Annotated in this window: 17 protein-coding genes; 8 read left to right on the top strand and 9 right to left on the bottom strand. The window is 39.5% G+C overall.

What is annotated here, in order from left to right; translation table 11 throughout:
- Nucleotides 1–249: 249 nt before the first annotated feature.
- From F8M47_RS11605 to F8M47_RS11580, 6 genes are all read left to right on the top strand, one after another.
- Entirely contained in the window at nt 250–1,848 is a 1,599-nt protein-coding gene (locus tag F8M47_RS11605; protein WP_150540236.1) for an ABC transporter substrate-binding protein, read from the top strand.
- A 160-nt stretch (nt 1,849–2,008) separates the two neighbouring features.
- Entirely contained in the window at nt 2,009–3,610 is a 1,602-nt protein-coding gene (locus F8M47_RS11600) for an ABC transporter substrate-binding protein (RefSeq protein WP_150540235.1), read from the top strand.
- A gap of 123 nt (nt 3,611–3,733) precedes the next feature.
- A complete protein-coding gene (locus F8M47_RS11595) occupies nt 3,734–4,735 on the top strand; it encodes an ABC transporter permease subunit (RefSeq protein ID WP_150540234.1) in 1,002 nt (333 codons plus the stop codon).
- A gap of 73 nt (nt 4,736–4,808) precedes the next feature.
- Nucleotides 4,809–5,699 carry an ABC transporter permease subunit gene (locus tag F8M47_RS11590; RefSeq protein ID WP_150540233.1) on the top strand — a complete coding sequence of 297 codons (891 nt, stop codon included), beginning with the start codon at nt 4,809–4,811 and terminating at the stop codon, nt 5,697–5,699.
- Between the two features lie 9 nt (nt 5,700–5,708).
- Complete coding sequence (gene dppD / locus F8M47_RS11585) at nt 5,709–6,695, top strand: dipeptide ABC transporter ATP-binding protein (protein WP_150540232.1); 987 nt, start codon at nt 5,709–5,711, stop codon at nt 6,693–6,695.
- A gap of 12 nt (nt 6,696–6,707) precedes the next feature.
- On the top strand, nt 6,708–7,697 hold the full coding sequence (locus F8M47_RS11580) for a peptide ABC transporter ATP-binding protein (RefSeq protein WP_150540231.1): 990 nt from the start codon (nt 6,708–6,710) through the stop codon (nt 7,695–7,697).
- Nucleotides 7,698–7,782: 85 nt separating this feature from the next.
- Here the strand turns inward: F8M47_RS11580 and F8M47_RS11575 are convergent, their stop codons facing one another.
- The 9 genes from F8M47_RS11575 to exbB form a co-directional block, all read right to left on the bottom strand.
- Nucleotides 7,783–8,421, bottom strand: coding sequence for a hydrolase (locus tag F8M47_RS11575; RefSeq protein ID WP_150540230.1), 639 nt, complete (start codon nt 8,419–8,421; stop codon nt 7,783–7,785).
- 42 nt (nt 8,422–8,463) lie between these two features.
- Entirely contained in the window at nt 8,464–8,808 is a 345-nt protein-coding gene (locus F8M47_RS11570; RefSeq protein ID WP_150540229.1) for a RidA family protein, read from the bottom strand.
- Nucleotides 8,809–8,955: 147 nt separating this feature from the next.
- Nucleotides 8,956–9,993, bottom strand: a complete 1,038-nt coding sequence (locus F8M47_RS11565) for a branched-chain amino acid aminotransferase (RefSeq protein WP_150540228.1) — start codon at nt 9,991–9,993, stop codon at nt 8,956–8,958.
- Nucleotides 9,994–10,175: 182 nt separating this feature from the next.
- The gene (gene grxD / locus F8M47_RS11560; RefSeq protein ID WP_150540239.1) at nt 10,176–10,499 is read right to left on the bottom strand and encodes a Grx4 family monothiol glutaredoxin; all 324 of its coding nucleotides are present in this window, start codon (nt 10,497–10,499) and stop codon (nt 10,176–10,178) included.
- A gap of 80 nt (nt 10,500–10,579) precedes the next feature.
- Entirely contained in the window at nt 10,580–11,185 is a 606-nt protein-coding gene (recR, locus tag F8M47_RS11555; RefSeq protein WP_150540227.1) for a recombination mediator RecR, read from the bottom strand.
- 61 nt (nt 11,186–11,246) lie between these two features.
- On the bottom strand, nt 11,247–11,576 hold the full coding sequence (locus F8M47_RS11550) for a YbaB/EbfC family nucleoid-associated protein (RefSeq protein WP_005600053.1): 330 nt from the start codon (nt 11,574–11,576) through the stop codon (nt 11,247–11,249).
- A gap of 310 nt (nt 11,577–11,886) precedes the next feature.
- Nucleotides 11,887–12,756 carry an energy transducer TonB family protein gene (locus tag F8M47_RS11545; protein WP_150540226.1) on the bottom strand — a complete coding sequence of 290 codons (870 nt, stop codon included), beginning with the start codon at nt 12,754–12,756 and terminating at the stop codon, nt 11,887–11,889.
- A 9-nt stretch (nt 12,757–12,765) separates the two neighbouring features.
- Entirely contained in the window at nt 12,766–13,155 is a 390-nt protein-coding gene (gene exbD / locus F8M47_RS11540) for a TonB system transport protein ExbD (RefSeq protein WP_150540225.1), read from the bottom strand.
- 44 nt (nt 13,156–13,199) lie between these two features.
- Nucleotides 13,200–13,652 carry a TonB-system energizer ExbB gene (exbB, locus tag F8M47_RS11535; protein WP_150540224.1) on the bottom strand — a complete coding sequence of 151 codons (453 nt, stop codon included), beginning with the start codon at nt 13,650–13,652 and terminating at the stop codon, nt 13,200–13,202.
- 188 nt (nt 13,653–13,840) lie between these two features.
- On the opposite strand from exbB, the gene glpE reads away from it, so the two are divergent.
- Entirely contained in the window at nt 13,841–14,167 is a 327-nt protein-coding gene (gene glpE, locus F8M47_RS11530; RefSeq protein ID WP_150540223.1) for a thiosulfate sulfurtransferase GlpE, read from the top strand.
- Nucleotides 14,168–14,209: 42 nt separating this feature from the next.
- Entirely contained in the window at nt 14,210–15,055 is an 846-nt protein-coding gene (locus tag F8M47_RS11525; protein WP_150540222.1) for a co-chaperone YbbN, read from the top strand.
- Nucleotides 15,056–15,061 lie beyond the last annotated feature (6 nt).

Below are 15,061 nucleotides of genomic sequence, written 5' to 3'. Positions count from 1 at the left end.
GTTTAAGACGCTAAACCAACAATCAGGCTCAAACTGCAAAAAGTTAAGCGAATCCGACCGCTTGCTATCAACTCCATCTGTCTTAAATAACAAATCATTGCTTAGCTTTAAACCTTCCTCACAAATTCGCTTGCATAGCTAAAATCAGTATTTTTCCCTTTGTAGTATATGGGCATTGCAATATGCAATAGGGCTGATAATATGTGAATTATTCAAATAAATAATTTATACACAACATCAGGATATTGCATGCGAAAAATTGTTTCTTTATCAGCGCTTGCTTTAGCGCTTTTTCCTAGTGCCGTATTAGCGACTCAACAAACGTTTACTTATTGTATTGAATCTTCTCCTACTTTTTTAAATCCACAAATTGGTACAGATGGTGCGACATTAGATGTGGCGCAGGCGCTATATAATCGTTTAGTTGATTTTGAACCAGGTACGACTAATCTTATTCCCTCATTAGCTGAAAAATGGGATATTTCAGCGGATGGTAAAACTTATACTTTTTATTTACGTAAGGGCGTTAAATTTCATCACAATAAAGCGTTTACACCTTCTCGAACTTTTAATGCTGATGATGTACTATTCGTATTTAATCGCCAATTAAATAAATATAACTATTTTCATAATATTTCGGGTGGAAATTACGAGTTTTTCTTAGGTATGGATATGCCGAATATTATTGAAAAAGTCGAGAAAGTGGATACCTATGTGGTGCGTTTTCATTTAAAAGTGCCAAATGCGCCGTTTCTTGCCAATCTTGCGATGGATTTCGCTTCTATTTCGTCTGCGGAATATGCGGATCAAATGTTAAAAGCGGGAACCCCAGAGAAAGTAGACACAGCACCGATTGGTACAGGTCCATTTGAATTTGTAGGGCTACAGAAAGATGCTTATGTTCGTTTTAAAGCGTTTGATGATTATTGGCAAGGTAGATCAAAATTAGACCGCTTAGTGTTTAGTGTTACGCCAGATACAACGGTTCGTTATGCGAAACTACAGAAAAATGAGTGTCATGCAATGCCTTATCCGAATCCTGCAGATATTGCTCAAATGAAATCGGATCCTAATTTGCAAGTACTTGAGAAATCTGGACTTAATGTTGGTTATATCACGTTTAATTTAGATAAAAAGCCATTAGATAATCAAAAAGTTCGTCAAGCACTTAATTATGCAGTCAACAAGCAAGCAATTTTAGACTCCGTTTATCAAGGGACTGGTTCTATTGCTAAAAATCCGATGCCACCAACAATTTGGGGCTATAATGATGCGATTCAGGACTACGAATACAATCCTGAAAAAGCAAAAGCCTTATTGAAAGAGGCAGGATTGGAAAATGGCTTTGAAACGGAATTATGGGCAATGCCAGTTTCTCGCCCGTATAATCCAAATGCTCGTCGTATGGCTGAAATGGTTCAAGAAGATTGGAAGCAAATTGGTGTTACGGCAAAAATTGTAAGTTTCGAATGGGGGGAATATCTCAAACGTATGGAACAAGGAGAGCATTCAACGGGAATGATGGGCTGGACGGGGGATAATGGAGATCCTGATAACTTCTTAAATACCCTATTAAGTTGTAATGCGGTGAAACAAGGTTCAAATTATGCACATTTTTGTGATCCTGCTTATAATGAGCTAGTCACACAGGCAGCACAAGAATCGGATAAAGTAAAGAGAGAGCTGTTGTATAAACAAGCACAAGTTATTTTCAAACAGCAGACTCCATGGCTTCCGATTGCACATTCGACCACTTATTTTCCAATGCGTAAAGAGGTAAAAGGTTATACCGTCAGCCCATTTCTATCGCATAATTTTTATAGGGTGGAGTTAGAAACTTCCCAATAGATTATAATAAATATTATAAGCGGTCTAATTTTGCGGAAAAATTGCAAGTTTTCGCTCAATTTAGACCGCTTTTTATTGAAAAAGTATTGAACTTCATTGAAAAACTTGTATATTCGAAGAATTCATAAAAATAAAAACAAGCACAACATTGGAGTACCCCATGCAAAAATTCACAACACTCTCTCTACTTTCGCTTGCTATTGCAGTCTCAAGTTCTGCTTTAGCTGCGCCTAAAACCTTCGTTTATTGTTTAGAATCTTCTCCTACTTATCTTAATCCGCAATTTGCGACAGACGGTGGTACGCTGGATGCTACCAGCCAAGCTATTTTTAATCGCTTAGTTGATTTTGAAAAAGGGGCAACTAATGTAGTGCCAGCGTTAGCGGAGAAGTGGGATGTATCTGAAGATGGCAAAAGTTATACGTTCTATTTACGTAGAGGAGTGAAATTTCATTCAAATAAAGAATTTAAACCAACTCGTGATTTTAACGCTGATGACGTTTTATTCTCTTTCAATCGTCAATTAGATCCAAATCATCCATATCATAAAGTTTCGGGTGGAAACTACGAATACTTTATCGGAATGGATATGGGCAACATCATCAATAATATTGAAAAAGTGGATGATTATACGGTCAAAATTAACCTAAAAGTGCCGAATGCACCGTTCTTAGCCAATATTGCGATGGATTTCGCTTCGATTTTTTCTGCGGAATATGCAGAACGCTTGTTACAAGAGGGCAAGCCAGAAAAATTAGACCAAAATCCGATTGGTACAGGGCCGTTCCAATTTGTGGATTATCAAAAAGATTCACAAGTTCGTTATAAAGGATTTGAGCAATATTGGGCGGGTAAGCCTGCGATTGATCGCTTAGTTTTTACGATTACGCCAGATGCTTCCGTTCGTATGGCGAAGTTACAAAAAGGTGAATGTCATGCGGCTCCTTACCCAAATCCTGCCGATTTAGAAGCGCTGAAAAAAGATCCAAACATTCATTTAATGACCAAACCTGGTTTAAATGTAGGTTACTTGCATTTTAATACGCAGAAAAAGCCGTTTGATAATGTAAAAGTTCGCCAAGCGTTAAGTTATGCGATTAATAAAGATGCGATTATTCAGTCGGTATATCAAGGTTCTGGCGAAAAAGCGAAAAATCCAATTCCACCAACAATGTGGAGTTATAATGATGAGGTGAAAGATTATGACTATAATCCTGAAAAAGCCAAAGCATTGTTGAAAGAAGCTGGGTTTGAGAATGGTTTCGATACAGAAGTATGGGCGATGCCAGTTTCTCGTCCATATAACCCAAATGCACGTCGTATGGCGGAGCTTATCCAAGAAGATTGGAAAAAAGTGGGCGTAAATGCCAAAATTGTGAGTTATGAATGGGGTGAATACCTCAATCGTATGCGTAACGGTGAACACACCACTGGTATGATGGGCTGGAACGGTGACAATGGCGATCCAGATAATTTCTTAAATACCCTATTAAGTTGTACGGCGGTAAAACAAGGTTCTAACTATGCAAAATTCTGTCATAAAGATTTTGATAAGTTAATGACTGATGCAGTTCAAACAACGGATAAAGCAAAGCGCACTGAGCTTTATAAGCAAGCTCAAGTGCTTTTCAAAGAGCAAGCGCCATGGGTAACCATTGCTCACTCAACCACTTATTTCCCAGTTCGTAAGGAAGTAAAAGGTTATGAGATTAGCCCATTTAGCTTACATAATTTCTACGGTGTTGATTTAGAAACTAAATAAATTTTTGATTAACCATTGAAAACACGGCTGAAAGTTATTAGCCATTTGTAAAAAATTGGCTAAATTTGACCGCTTACGCCGTGTTTTTCATATTTTTCGTGGGACAAATAACGAGTACACCTAATGTTTTCATTTATTCTTAAACGTCTTTTTATGGTTATCCCAACTTTTATTGCGATAACTTTAATTACTTTTGCCTTAGTACATTTAATTCCTGGGGATCCAATCGAAATCCGTATGGGCGAGCGAGGTTTAGATCCCGTTGTTCATGCGCAGATGATGGCACAACTTGGCTTAGATTTACCGTTACATGAACAATATCTGAATTATATCAAAGGGGTATTTCAAGGGGATCTTGGCAATTCATTTCGTAATAATGCGCCTGTATTAAAAGAGTTTTTCACGCTGTTTCCCGCAACGGTGGAATTAGCATTTTTTGCATTGCTGTGGTCATTGATTTTTGGTATTGCTCTCGGTGTGATTGCTGCTGTGAAAAAAGATTCGTGGATTTCACACACAGTAACCACGTTATCTTTAACAGGTTACTCAATGCCAATTTTCTGGTGGGGCTTAATTTTAATTCTTTATATTTCCACCCCACTCGGTTTACCCGCTTCTGGGCGTTTGCCTTCCGAATATTGGATCGAAGCCGAAACAGGGTTTATGCTGTACGACACTTGGGTTTCGGATGAACCTGGTGCATTTATTGCGGCGATTAAATCATTGATTCTACCTTCAATTGTGTTAGGGACAATTCCACTGGCGGTGGTCACTCGTATGACTCGCTCTTCTATGCTTGAAGTATTGGGCGAAGACTATATTCGTACCGCAAAGGCAAAAGGTCTAAATACTATGCGTATCGTGATTGTACACGCACTACGTAATGCGTTGATTCCTGTAGTAACGGTTGTGGGACTTATTGTGGGGCAATTACTTTCAGGTGCAGTATTAACCGAAAATATTTTCTCTTGGCCAGGTATCGGTAAGTGGATTATTGATGCAATTAACGCACGTGATTATCCCGTCTTACAAGGCTCGGTGTTAATTATTGCGACGATTATTATTCTAGTGAATTTAACCGTAGATTTAATTTACGGTGTGGTGAATCCGAGAATCCGCCATTAGCAAGCTTGGACTTTAACAAGCGGTCAAATTTTCTCAAAATTTTGCAAATTTATTGAATGGAGTGAGATACATAATGTCTTCAACAACCCTTTCGGCACCTGTTCCGAAAACGCCATTACAAGAGTTTTGGTATTACTTTTGCCAAAATCGTGGTGCAGTTATCGGGCTTGCCTTTATTGCAATTGTCTTTTTTGCAACAGTATTTGCAGCTTGGGTCGCCCCTTTTGACCCGATCGAGCAAAATCGTAATGCATTGCTATTACCCCCTGTGTGGGTTGAAGGTGGCAATGCTACTTATCTATTAGGTACGGATGATATTGGACGAGATATACTGTCTCGTATTATCTATGGCGCACGCTTATCCGTATTTATTGGCGTGGTCATCGTTGTGCTATCCTGCGTATTCGGTGTGATTTTAGGTTTGCTTGCGGGCTATTACGGTGGTGTGATCGATATTGTGATTATGCGTTTTGTGGATATTATGTTAGCGATTCCGAGCCTACTCCTCACTATTGGCGTGGTAACGATTTTAGGCCCCTCACTGATTAATGCCGCAATTGCAATTGCGATCGTTTCGATTCCGAGCTATGTGCGCTTAACCCGAGCCTCCGTAATGAGTGAGAAAAATCGTGATTATGTGGTCGCAAGCCGAGTGGCTGGTGCTGGTGTATTACGTTTAATGTTTATTGTAATTTTACCTAACTGTCTTGCTCCTCTTATCGTGCAAATGACGATGGGGATTTCTAATGCGATTTTAGAACTTGCGGCACTCGGTTTCTTAGGTATTGGCGCACAACCGCCAACACCAGAACTGGGTACGATGTTGGCGGAATCTCGTGGTTTTATGCAATCAGCAAACTGGTTGGTAACTATTCCAGGGCTAGCGATTTTATCACTAGTATTAGCATTTAATTTAATGGGCGATGGCTTACGTGATGCGCTCGATCCAAAACTTAAACAATAGGAGAGCAAGATGGCTTTATTAACGGTAGATCAGCTTTCTGTACATTTTGGTGATGAGAAAGCGCCATTTAAAGCGGTTGATCGTGTGAGCTATACGATCAATGAAGGCGAAGTATTAGGTATCGTGGGTGAATCAGGCTCAGGGAAATCGGTAAGCTCACTGGCCATTATGGGCTTAATTGATTTTCCTGGACGAGTTACTGCCAATTCACTTGAATTTAACGGTAATAATTTATTGGCGTTAAAACCGAAAGAAAAACAGAAAATCGTAGGTGCAGATGTTTCGATGATTTTCCAAGATGCGATGACTAGCCTAAATCCAAGCTATACGGTTGGCTTTCAAATTATGGAAGCGCTGAAAGTACATCAAGGCGGTTCAAAAGCGGAACGTCGTGAACGTGCGATTGAATTACTGACCATGGTGGGGATTCCCGATCCTAAATCTCGTTTGGAAGTGTATCCACATCAACTCTCGGGCGGTATGAGCCAGCGAGTGATGATTGCGATGGCGATTGCGTGTAATCCCAAATTATTAATTGCGGATGAACCAACCACCGCATTAGACGTAACTATTCAAGCGCAAATTATTGATTTATTACTTGAGCTACAACGCAAAGAAAATATGGCGTTAATTTTGATTACGCACGATTTAGCGTTAGTAGCAGAATCAGCTCATCGCATTATCGTTATGTATGCAGGGCAGGTAGTAGAAGAAGGCAAAGCGGAATTGATTTTTAAAGCCCCGCTTCATCCTTATACCCAAGCATTGTTAAAAGCCTTGCCGGAATTTGCCGAAGGTAAATCCCGTTTGCAATCGCTGTCTGGCGTGGTGCCTGGCAAATATGACCGACCGCAAGGCTGTTTGCTCAACCCACGTTGTCCATATGCAACGGATAAATGCCGTGAGTATGAGCCTGCTTTACAAGTATTAAATGGACGCCAAGTGAAATGCCATTTCCCATTAGATGAAAATGGTAAGCCAACAATCAAGCAATAACGGAGAAGCGAAATGACTGATTTGCAAAAAAATGAACAAAACGCACCGCTTCTTGATGCGAAAAATCTGAAAAAATACTATCCCGTGAAGCAAGGTCTGTTTGCTAAGCCGAAGACGGTTAAAGCAGTAGATGGTGTTTCATTCCAGTTGGAACGTGGCAAAACGCTGGCAGTGGTAGGCGAGTCTGGTTGTGGAAAATCCACACTGGGGCGAATGCTCACAATGATTGAAAGCCCAAGTGAAGGTGAACTGTTCTATCAAGGGCAGAATTTTTTGGTAAATGACAAACAAACAACAGCATTACGCCGTAAAAAAATTCAGATTGTGTTTCAAAACCCTTATAGTTCACTGAATCCTCGTAAAAAAGTAGGTAGTATTTTAGAAGAACCGCTTTTAATCAATACTGATTTGTCGGCGGCAGAACGTAAAGCAAAAGTGCTGGAAATGATGGGAAAAGTCGGCTTAAGACCAGAATTTTACGACCGCTATCCACATATGTTTTCAGGTGGGCAACGTCAGCGAATTGCGATTGCCAGAGGCTTGATGCTCAACCCTGATATTGTGGTGGCAGATGAGCCTGTTTCGGCATTGGATGTATCCGTTCGGGCGCAAGTACTGAATTTGATGATGGATTTGCAACAAGATCTTGGGCTGTCTTATGTGTTTATTTCTCACGATCTTTCAGTGGTAGAACATATTGCTGATGAAGTGATGGTAATGTATCTAGGGCGAGTGGTGGAGCAAGGTGATACTAAAACGATTTTTAGTAACCCTCGTCATCCTTATACCCAAGCGTTATTATCAGCGACACCACGTTTGAATCCCGCACAACGACGTGAGCGAATTAAATTAACAGGTGAACTACCTAGTCCATTAAATCCGCCGAAAGGTTGTGCATTCCATGCCCGTTGTCGTTTAGCAACTGAACAATGTAAAGTGGAACAGCCTCAGCTGAAAAGCTATCAAGATGGTACCAAAATTGCCTGTTTTATGGTGGAGTAATGAGCTAAATTGTATGTTAGATAAGCGGTCATTTTTTGCGAAAATCAGCGAAAGATGACCGCTTGTTTTTTTAGGTAAAAAGGAGCTAAAGCAGTTGCTGAAGGCTTTCGATGAGGTAATCAAGAATAGATTTGCCTGTATGTAACTTTGTGCTAAGCATTCGTTGTACATTTGCATGGTGAATGTTGAGCTGTTGGTTAAGATCGGGTTCGTTGGTTAAATGCCATTGCTGACCAAGACGGGCAACAATATCCGATAAATCATAAGTAGCTTGGGTTTCGGCACGAATATTGATCCAGAAATCGGCATTGGGTTGAGATTGTGGCAGTTTATGGATATTTGATCCCAGCCAGACAAGCTTACCTTCCCCAACGGGATCGAGCGTCGCAAGCAGACGTACTCGATAACCTCTGTCGGTTAGTTGGTGTGAGAGATGTGCTGCATTCCAGCCGCCTAAACTATGACCAATAATATAAATAAGATCTTGTGGCTGAATTTTGAGTAGTATGTTTAATTCAATATCCCGCAGATGAAAAATATGATTATAACCCAGTGTATGAAGCTGGATTTGTTCATGATGTGCAAGACAGGCTTGAATTTTTCTTTTGAGTTTTCGTTCTGCAATGCTGATATTTCTTAGTGGGCCAACAAAATAATAAGGCTCTTGATCAGCTGCTCCTCCAATTAAGAAAATATGCGCATTGCGATAAAAGGGTGATCGCATATTACCTCCTAAAATAAAAATGCGTGGCTAACCACGCATTTTTTATACCGCAGCATTTACTACAATTTCAACCTTCCAGTTTGGATTTGCTAATCGCGCTTCTACTGCTACGCGTGGTGGAGCATTATTTTCTGCAACCCATTCGTCCCACGCTCGGTTCATTTCATCATAATAAGCCATATTGGCGAGATAGACAGTTGCCATTAAGATTTTGCTTTTGTCAGTGTTCGCTTTTGCTAAAAATTTATCAATTTCAGCCAAGACTTGTTTGGTTTGTTGATAAGCATCTTGTGTGTCATCTGTTGGCACTTGACCAGCTAAATAAGCCACGCCATTGTAAATGGCGACTTCAGAAAAGCGTTTACTCACATCAATACGTTGAATCATAATCTTCCTACTTTTGAAATAAAACAAGCGGTAGAAATTTGCAAAAAATTCGAAATTATGTAGCAAATGCACCAAAGAGCTTGTGTAACTGCTACAGTTTATCAAAAAAACTGCAAAATCCGACCGCTTGTTAATGTTAAATTAGCGTTATTCTACTTTAACAATCCAGCCTTCTGGGGCTTCTACATCACCAAATTGGATACCTGTTAATTCTGCATATAAACGTTTAGTTACGGGGCCAACTTCTGTTTCTGAATAGAATACGTGGAAGTTGTCATTATGCTGAATACCGCCAACTGGGGTAATCACCGCGGCAGTACCACAAGCGCCTGCTTCTGCAAATTGATCTAATTGATCGATATAAACATCGCCTTCAATTGTTTCCATACCTAAACGCTCTTTTGCGATATGTAATAAAGAGTATTTAGTAATACTTGGTAAGATTGATTCGGAAATTGGGGTAATAAATTTATTGTCTTTCGTAATACCAAAGAAATTTGCTGCACCCACTTCTTCAATTTTGCTATGCGTTTTTGGATCTAGGTAGATTGCATCAGCAAATTTACGTATTGTACTACCTTGCTGTACCGCTAATTCGTGAGGTAATAAACTCGCTGCGTAGTTACCACCTACTTTCACACCACCCGTTCCCATTGGTGCCGCACGGTCGTAATTTGTTGTGATAAAGTTAGACGGTGCTAAACCACCTTTAAAATAAGCGCCAACAGGGCAACAGAATACCGAGAAAATATATTCAGGTGCAGCTTTTACACCGATATTTTCGCCAACACCAATTAAGAATGGACGTAAGTAAAGGGTTGCGCCAGAACCATAAGGGCCTAACCAATCTTGGTTTGCTTTTACGACCTCTTTACAAGCGCGCACAAATAATTCGGTAGGTACTTCAGCCATTAATAAACGGCGAGCAGTGCCTTGCATACGTTTTGCATTTTCTTCAGGGCGGAATAAGTTAATTGAACCGTCTTTGCAACGATAAGCTTTTAAACCTTCGAAACATTGTTGACCGTAGTGAAGTGCAGTTGAACCTTCGTGAATATGGAGTATATTATCGGTAGTTAATTGACCTTCATCCCATTTACCGTCTTTCCAGTGCGCGATAAAGCGATATTCAGTTTTGATGTAAGAGAAGCCTAAATTAGCCCAATCTAAATCTTTTAAAGCCATTTTGTTGTGTCCTTATTGTTATTTATTACAAATGAATTTTTACATTGTAAGCCAAAAATGAATAAGAATGTAAGAGCTGAAAGCGTATTTTTATAAAAAAAGCCCAAGCAATTTGCTTGGGCTAGCTAGGTACTGTTGCTCAAATAATAAATAAGCATCAACAGCCCCTATTTATCAAAGAATTAAGCATGTTTTGCTGCAACTTCTTTTAATAAGGTTTGTAATTCACCTTTTTGGAACATTTCCAACACGATATCACAGCCACCAACTAATTCGCCTTCTACCCATAATTGTGGGAAAGTTGGCCAGTTTGCAAATTTTGGTAATTCCGCACGAATATCTGGGTTAGTTAAAATATCTACATAACCAAATGGCACTTGGCAGTTAATTACCGCTTCTACGGCACGCGCAGAGAATCCACATGAAGGGAATTTTGGCGAACCTTTCATATAAAGCAGAATTGGGTTTTCGCTAATTTGTTTTTTGATTTTTTCAATTGTGTTGATAGTTTCCATGATAACCTCTAGTGATTAATACTTGAGTAATTATATCAGACTTTTAATGCTATCCAAATAGCCTTTTCGCCTTATAACAAAATATCTCGTCTGCCAGCAAACGAATGAGAAAGCGTCGTTCCATCAACCATTTCAAGTGAGCCACCTACTGGAATGCCGTGTGCGATTCGGGTGACTTTCACGTTATGAATACGACACATTTCTGCAATGTAATTGGCGGTCGCATCGCCTTCAATGGTTGGATTGGTAGCGAGAATCACTTCGTGAAAAGACTCATTCCCTAAACGCTGTTGCAATAAATCTAAACCGATCTCTCTTGGACCGATTCCATCCAGTGGTGAAAGATGCCCCATTAATACGAAATAGCGCCCTGAGAATTGCCCTGTTTGTTCAATCGCTTGAATATCTTCAGGCATTTCAACCACACAAAGTTGACCGCTCATTTGACGGCGAGGATTTTTACAAATATTGCATTCTTCCTCTTCGGTAAAAGTACGGCAAGAACGGCAATGCCCAATATGGGTCATCGCTTCATTTAATGCTTTAGATAAATTCACACCGCCAGAACGATTGCGTTGTAATAAATGGTATGCCATACGTTGAGCGGATTTGGGACCAACACCAGGTAATGCACGCAAGGCTTCCATTAGGTTTTCGAGTAAAGGACTAATTTGCATAGATAGGAATGGGTAATTGAAAATTAATAATGGATAGCTTTAACTATCCATTATCGCTAAATTAGAATGGGAATTTCATACCTGGTGGTAATTGCATACCTGCAGTTACACTCGCCATTTTTTCTTTTTGCATTTCTTCTGCACGGCGAACGGCATCATTGAATGCTGCAGCAACTAAATCTTCAACCATTTCTTTGTCATCTTCCATTAATGAAGGATCGATCTCAATACGACGGCAGTTATGTGCACCATTGATTGTAACTTTAACTAAGCCCGCGCCAGATTCGCCTGTTACTTCAAGTTGTGCGATTTCTTCTTGCATTTTTTGCATACGCTCTTGCATTTGCTGAGCTTGTTTCATTAAACCGCCTAAGCCGCCTTTTCCAAACATTACATTTTCCTCAATTTTCATAATAAAAATAATACAGTTTATTTTACTTAAGCCACCTACTTTAGGCAAGCGGTTATAATTTGCCTAATTTTTGCAAAATAGTGTTTTTGTGTCGCGATTGTCCTTGTGTTGTTTGTAGAGGAGAACGGTGTTCGCCCTTATTATGTTCATTACAAATGGTTTAGGCGAATGCAATTCGCTTCTAGATTATTGCAACAGATTTGCTTTCTTGTACATATGCTAAATCATTTCGAAAAATGACCGCTTATTGCAAAAAAATAGGCTCCATTTTAGGAGCCTATTTAGTGGCTTATTCAATCGAGAATTTCACAGGAACGGTAACACTACTTGGGAACCCTAGCGGTGGTGGCGATACTTTGGTGCCTTGTGCCGCTTTTACCGCTGCGTTATCCAAATTACTATTTCCAGAACTGTTTAATACTTTTACATTCGTCAGTTCGCCCGATGAAGAAACGTTGAAGCCGATAGTTACGATACCTGTTTTACGCATCATTTTTTCTCGAGCAGGGTAGGCGTTGTTCGCTCGGCGTTGTAAAGCGCGTTGTAATGCCGCTTTATAAGCACCGATTTCGCTACCCGAGCTACCACTACCGCTTCCACCAGCCGCACCATTAGTCGAGCCGTTTGCAGAAGTGCCATTTGGATTGCCATCAGGTCTGCCGTTTGGAATCCCAGCTCGCATTTGTGTACCTTGTATTGCATTTGGAATCGCTTTTGCGACAATACCTTGTTTTGCTTCAGGCCCTTTTTCTAAGGCTTTGATTGGCTTCTCTTTAGGTTTCTCTTTTTTCGGTTTTTCTTTTGGCTTTTCTTGCTCTTTAGGTTTTTCTTTCGGTTTTGGTTTTTCCTTTTCCTTCGGCTTTTCTTTTGGTTTTTCTTTTGGTTTTGGTTGAGGCTTTGGCTCAGGAATTGCTTCAGCTTCAGGTTCTGGTTCAGGCTCTTTTTGTTCTGGCTCTGGTTCCGTTTGAATAGGATCTTCTTCAGCTACTGCCACCTGTGGTTGCTCAAGCAAAGCCGCAACTAATTCCATTGACATCACTTCTTCATCAGGTTTGCCATCTGAATGAGATGTTTTTACCATGGTTGCAAAACCAGCAAAAATTACCGTATGAATAAGCACAGAACCAATTAAACCAATACGAGAATGTTTTTTCTTCATACTCGTATCCTATTTTTGGGCTGTGTCTTTTTTTGTTACAATCGCCACATTTTTTATTTCATTCGCAGAAAGCACGTCAGTGAGTTCGACAAATTTTTCAAATGCCACCGCGCCATCTACTTTTAAAGCTACTTTTTGTGTTTTATCCCACGTTGCAATCTCGTTGGTGAGTGCTTCTTTAGTAATCGGCTGATCATTGAAATAAAACTCGTTGTTTTCGGTGATTGTAAGAAGTTTTGCTAATTCGTCCGCTTTCATCGCTTGGGTTGTTGTTGCTTTCGGTACGTTTACTTGAATTTTCCCTTGAGAAATAAACGATGCGGTCACCAATACAATTGCCAATAGCACCAACATAATGTCGATGAACGGAATAATATTAATTTCGTCAAATTTTTTCATAAGAAACCTGATCTATTTGTAAAAAATAACAGAAATTGAACCGCTTATTGATTAGCGTTACGAGCTTGAATAGCTTGCCATTTAAGTTTGCTTTCATCTACTTTACGATTAAAACCGCTATAGAACATCATCGCAGGGATTGCTACTAAGATACCAGCTGCTGTTGCTTTTAAGGCAAGTGAGAGGTGAACCATAATTGATGCTGCATCAATTTCGCCACCAGAGTGACCTAAATGATAGAAGGTAAGTAAGATACCTAATACGGTACCTAATAAACCGATATAAGGAGCATTAGCACCAATAGTTGAGATGGTGGTGAGATTACGAGTTGTATCAATTTCTAAATCTTGGAGGGTTTCATATTTTGTGACATCAAGCTGTTTATAAAAGAGTACACGCTCAATAATTTTCCACACTAATATAACACTCATTAATAATAATAAACCTAAAATTAAGTAGTCTACATGACCTTGTAACAGTTCAAGCATTTGTTCCATAAAATCCTCGGAGACGATCTAAATATAAATTACAGATAATTCTGTCATAATGAAAATGGTTCGTAATTATACTAACTAAGGCAAAAAATTCAACTCGTAATAATAGGTATTCTCGTTTATTTTTTTAAAATAGATTGTGATATATTCAGCCATTTTTTAACTCACTAACAAAATTTGAGAATAAATTTATGAGCGATACATTTATTGAAATTAGTCCGCAACAAGCATGGGAATTAATCAACAGTGAAGGAGCAACCTTAGTCGATGTGCGTGATACACGCCGTTATATTTATAGCCACCCGCAAGATGCGTTCCATTTAACGAATGAAAACTATGGGCGTTTTTTAGATCAAGTGGATTACGAAGAACCCGTGGTGGTGATTTGTTATCACGGGGTGAGTAGCATGCATACTGCACAATTTTTAGTAGAACAAGGTTTTGAGCGTGTGTATAGCGTGAAAGGCGGTTTTGATGCTTGGGAACGAAATGGGCTTCCGATTGAAACGGCTTATTAAAAATAGGCTATAATATGGCTCATTTGCATGAGAGGAAATCGTATGAATTATTTTGTCAATGTTACTGAAAACAATTTTAGTGAAGTATGGAATGCAACAGCACAAGTGCCTGTGGTATTTAATTTTATCTCCACACGAGAGCCTGCTTCACTGGAAATGGATGCGTTATTACGCCGTTTAGCGGATGAAAATCCTGCGCAATTTTTATTGGCAACGGTAAATTGTGACGAACAGCAAGCTTTGGCAAGCCAATTTAGAGTGCAAGTAGTGCCAACCATGTATCTATTTGCAGGTGGGCAGCCTATTGATGTCATTCAAGGTACGATCTCTGAACAAGAAATGCGTGTGAGATTAGCAAATATTCTGCCGAAAGAAGAAGATCTTAAATTTAATCAGGCATTGGAATTATTACAGGATCAGCGCTATGAAGAAGCACTACCTTTATTAAAAGCTGCTTGGGAAATGAGCAATAAAAAAAATAGTGATTTTGCGCTACTATATGCTGAAACTTTTATTGTGATGAAGAAAATAGAGGAAGCGCGCGAAATTTTAAAACAAATTCCAATCCAAGATAGAGATAGCCGTTGGAATGGTTTGCAAGCGCAAATTGACTTATTAGAACAAGCAAATGAATCGCCTGAATTACAGCAGTTACAAGCGGATTATGCGAATCAAAAAACGCCTGAAATTGCGATTCGTTTAGCCAATCAGTTACACCAAGCACATAAAAATGAGGAAGCGTTAAGTTTATTATTTGATTGGCTTAAATCTGATTTAAATGTGGCAAATGGCGAACTAAAAAGTCAATTTTTAGCGATTCTTGCGGCTCTGGGTAATGATCCTATTGTAGCTAAATTTAGACGCCAACTTTATTCCCTACTTTATTAGAAGCAA

Source organism: Actinobacillus vicugnae (assembly GCF_901687125.1).
GTDB lineage: Bacteria > Pseudomonadota > Gammaproteobacteria > Enterobacterales > Pasteurellaceae > Actinobacillus > Actinobacillus vicugnae.
This window is presented reverse-complemented; position numbering and strand designations above follow the sequence as displayed.

Bases quoted from the DNA above. Each gene is read 5' to 3' on its own strand.
- F8M47_RS11605 (WP_150540236.1), top strand. From the start codon at position 250: ATGCGAAAAATTGTTTCTTTATCAGCGCTTGCTTTAGCGCTTTTTCCT.
- F8M47_RS11600 (WP_150540235.1), top strand. From the start codon at position 2,009: ATGCAAAAATTCACAACACTCTCTCTACTTTCGCTTGCTATTGCAGTC.
- F8M47_RS11595 (WP_150540234.1), top strand. From the start codon at position 3,734: ATGTTTTCATTTATTCTTAAACGTCTTTTTATGGTTATCCCAACTTTT.
- F8M47_RS11590 (WP_150540233.1), top strand. From the start codon at position 4,809: ATGTCTTCAACAACCCTTTCGGCACCTGTTCCGAAAACGCCATTACAA.
- dppD (WP_150540232.1), top strand. From the start codon at position 5,709: ATGGCTTTATTAACGGTAGATCAGCTTTCTGTACATTTTGGTGATGAG.
- F8M47_RS11580 (WP_150540231.1), top strand. From the start codon at position 6,708: ATGACTGATTTGCAAAAAAATGAACAAAACGCACCGCTTCTTGATGCG.
- F8M47_RS11575 (WP_150540230.1), bottom strand. From the start codon at position 8,421: ATGCGATCACCCTTTTATCGCAATGCGCATATTTTCTTAATTGGAGGA.
- F8M47_RS11570 (WP_150540229.1), bottom strand. From the start codon at position 8,808: ATGATTCAACGTATTGATGTGAGTAAACGCTTTTCTGAAGTCGCCATT.
- F8M47_RS11565 (WP_150540228.1), bottom strand. From the start codon at position 9,993: ATGGCTTTAAAAGATTTAGATTGGGCTAATTTAGGCTTCTCTTACATC.
- recR (WP_150540227.1), bottom strand. From the start codon at position 11,185: ATGCAAATTAGTCCTTTACTCGAAAACCTAATGGAAGCCTTGCGTGCA.
- F8M47_RS11550 (WP_005600053.1), bottom strand. From the start codon at position 11,576: ATGTTTGGAAAAGGCGGCTTAGGCGGTTTAATGAAACAAGCTCAGCAA.
- F8M47_RS11545 (WP_150540226.1), bottom strand. From the start codon at position 12,756: ATGAAGAAAAAACATTCTCGTATTGGTTTAATTGGTTCTGTGCTTATT.
- exbD (WP_150540225.1), bottom strand. From the start codon at position 13,155: ATGAAAAAATTTGACGAAATTAATATTATTCCGTTCATCGACATTATG.
- exbB (WP_150540224.1), bottom strand. From the start codon at position 13,652: ATGGAACAAATGCTTGAACTGTTACAAGGTCATGTAGACTACTTAATT.
- glpE (WP_150540223.1), top strand. From the start codon at position 13,841: ATGAGCGATACATTTATTGAAATTAGTCCGCAACAAGCATGGGAATTA.
- F8M47_RS11525 (WP_150540222.1), top strand. From the start codon at position 14,210: ATGAATTATTTTGTCAATGTTACTGAAAACAATTTTAGTGAAGTATGG.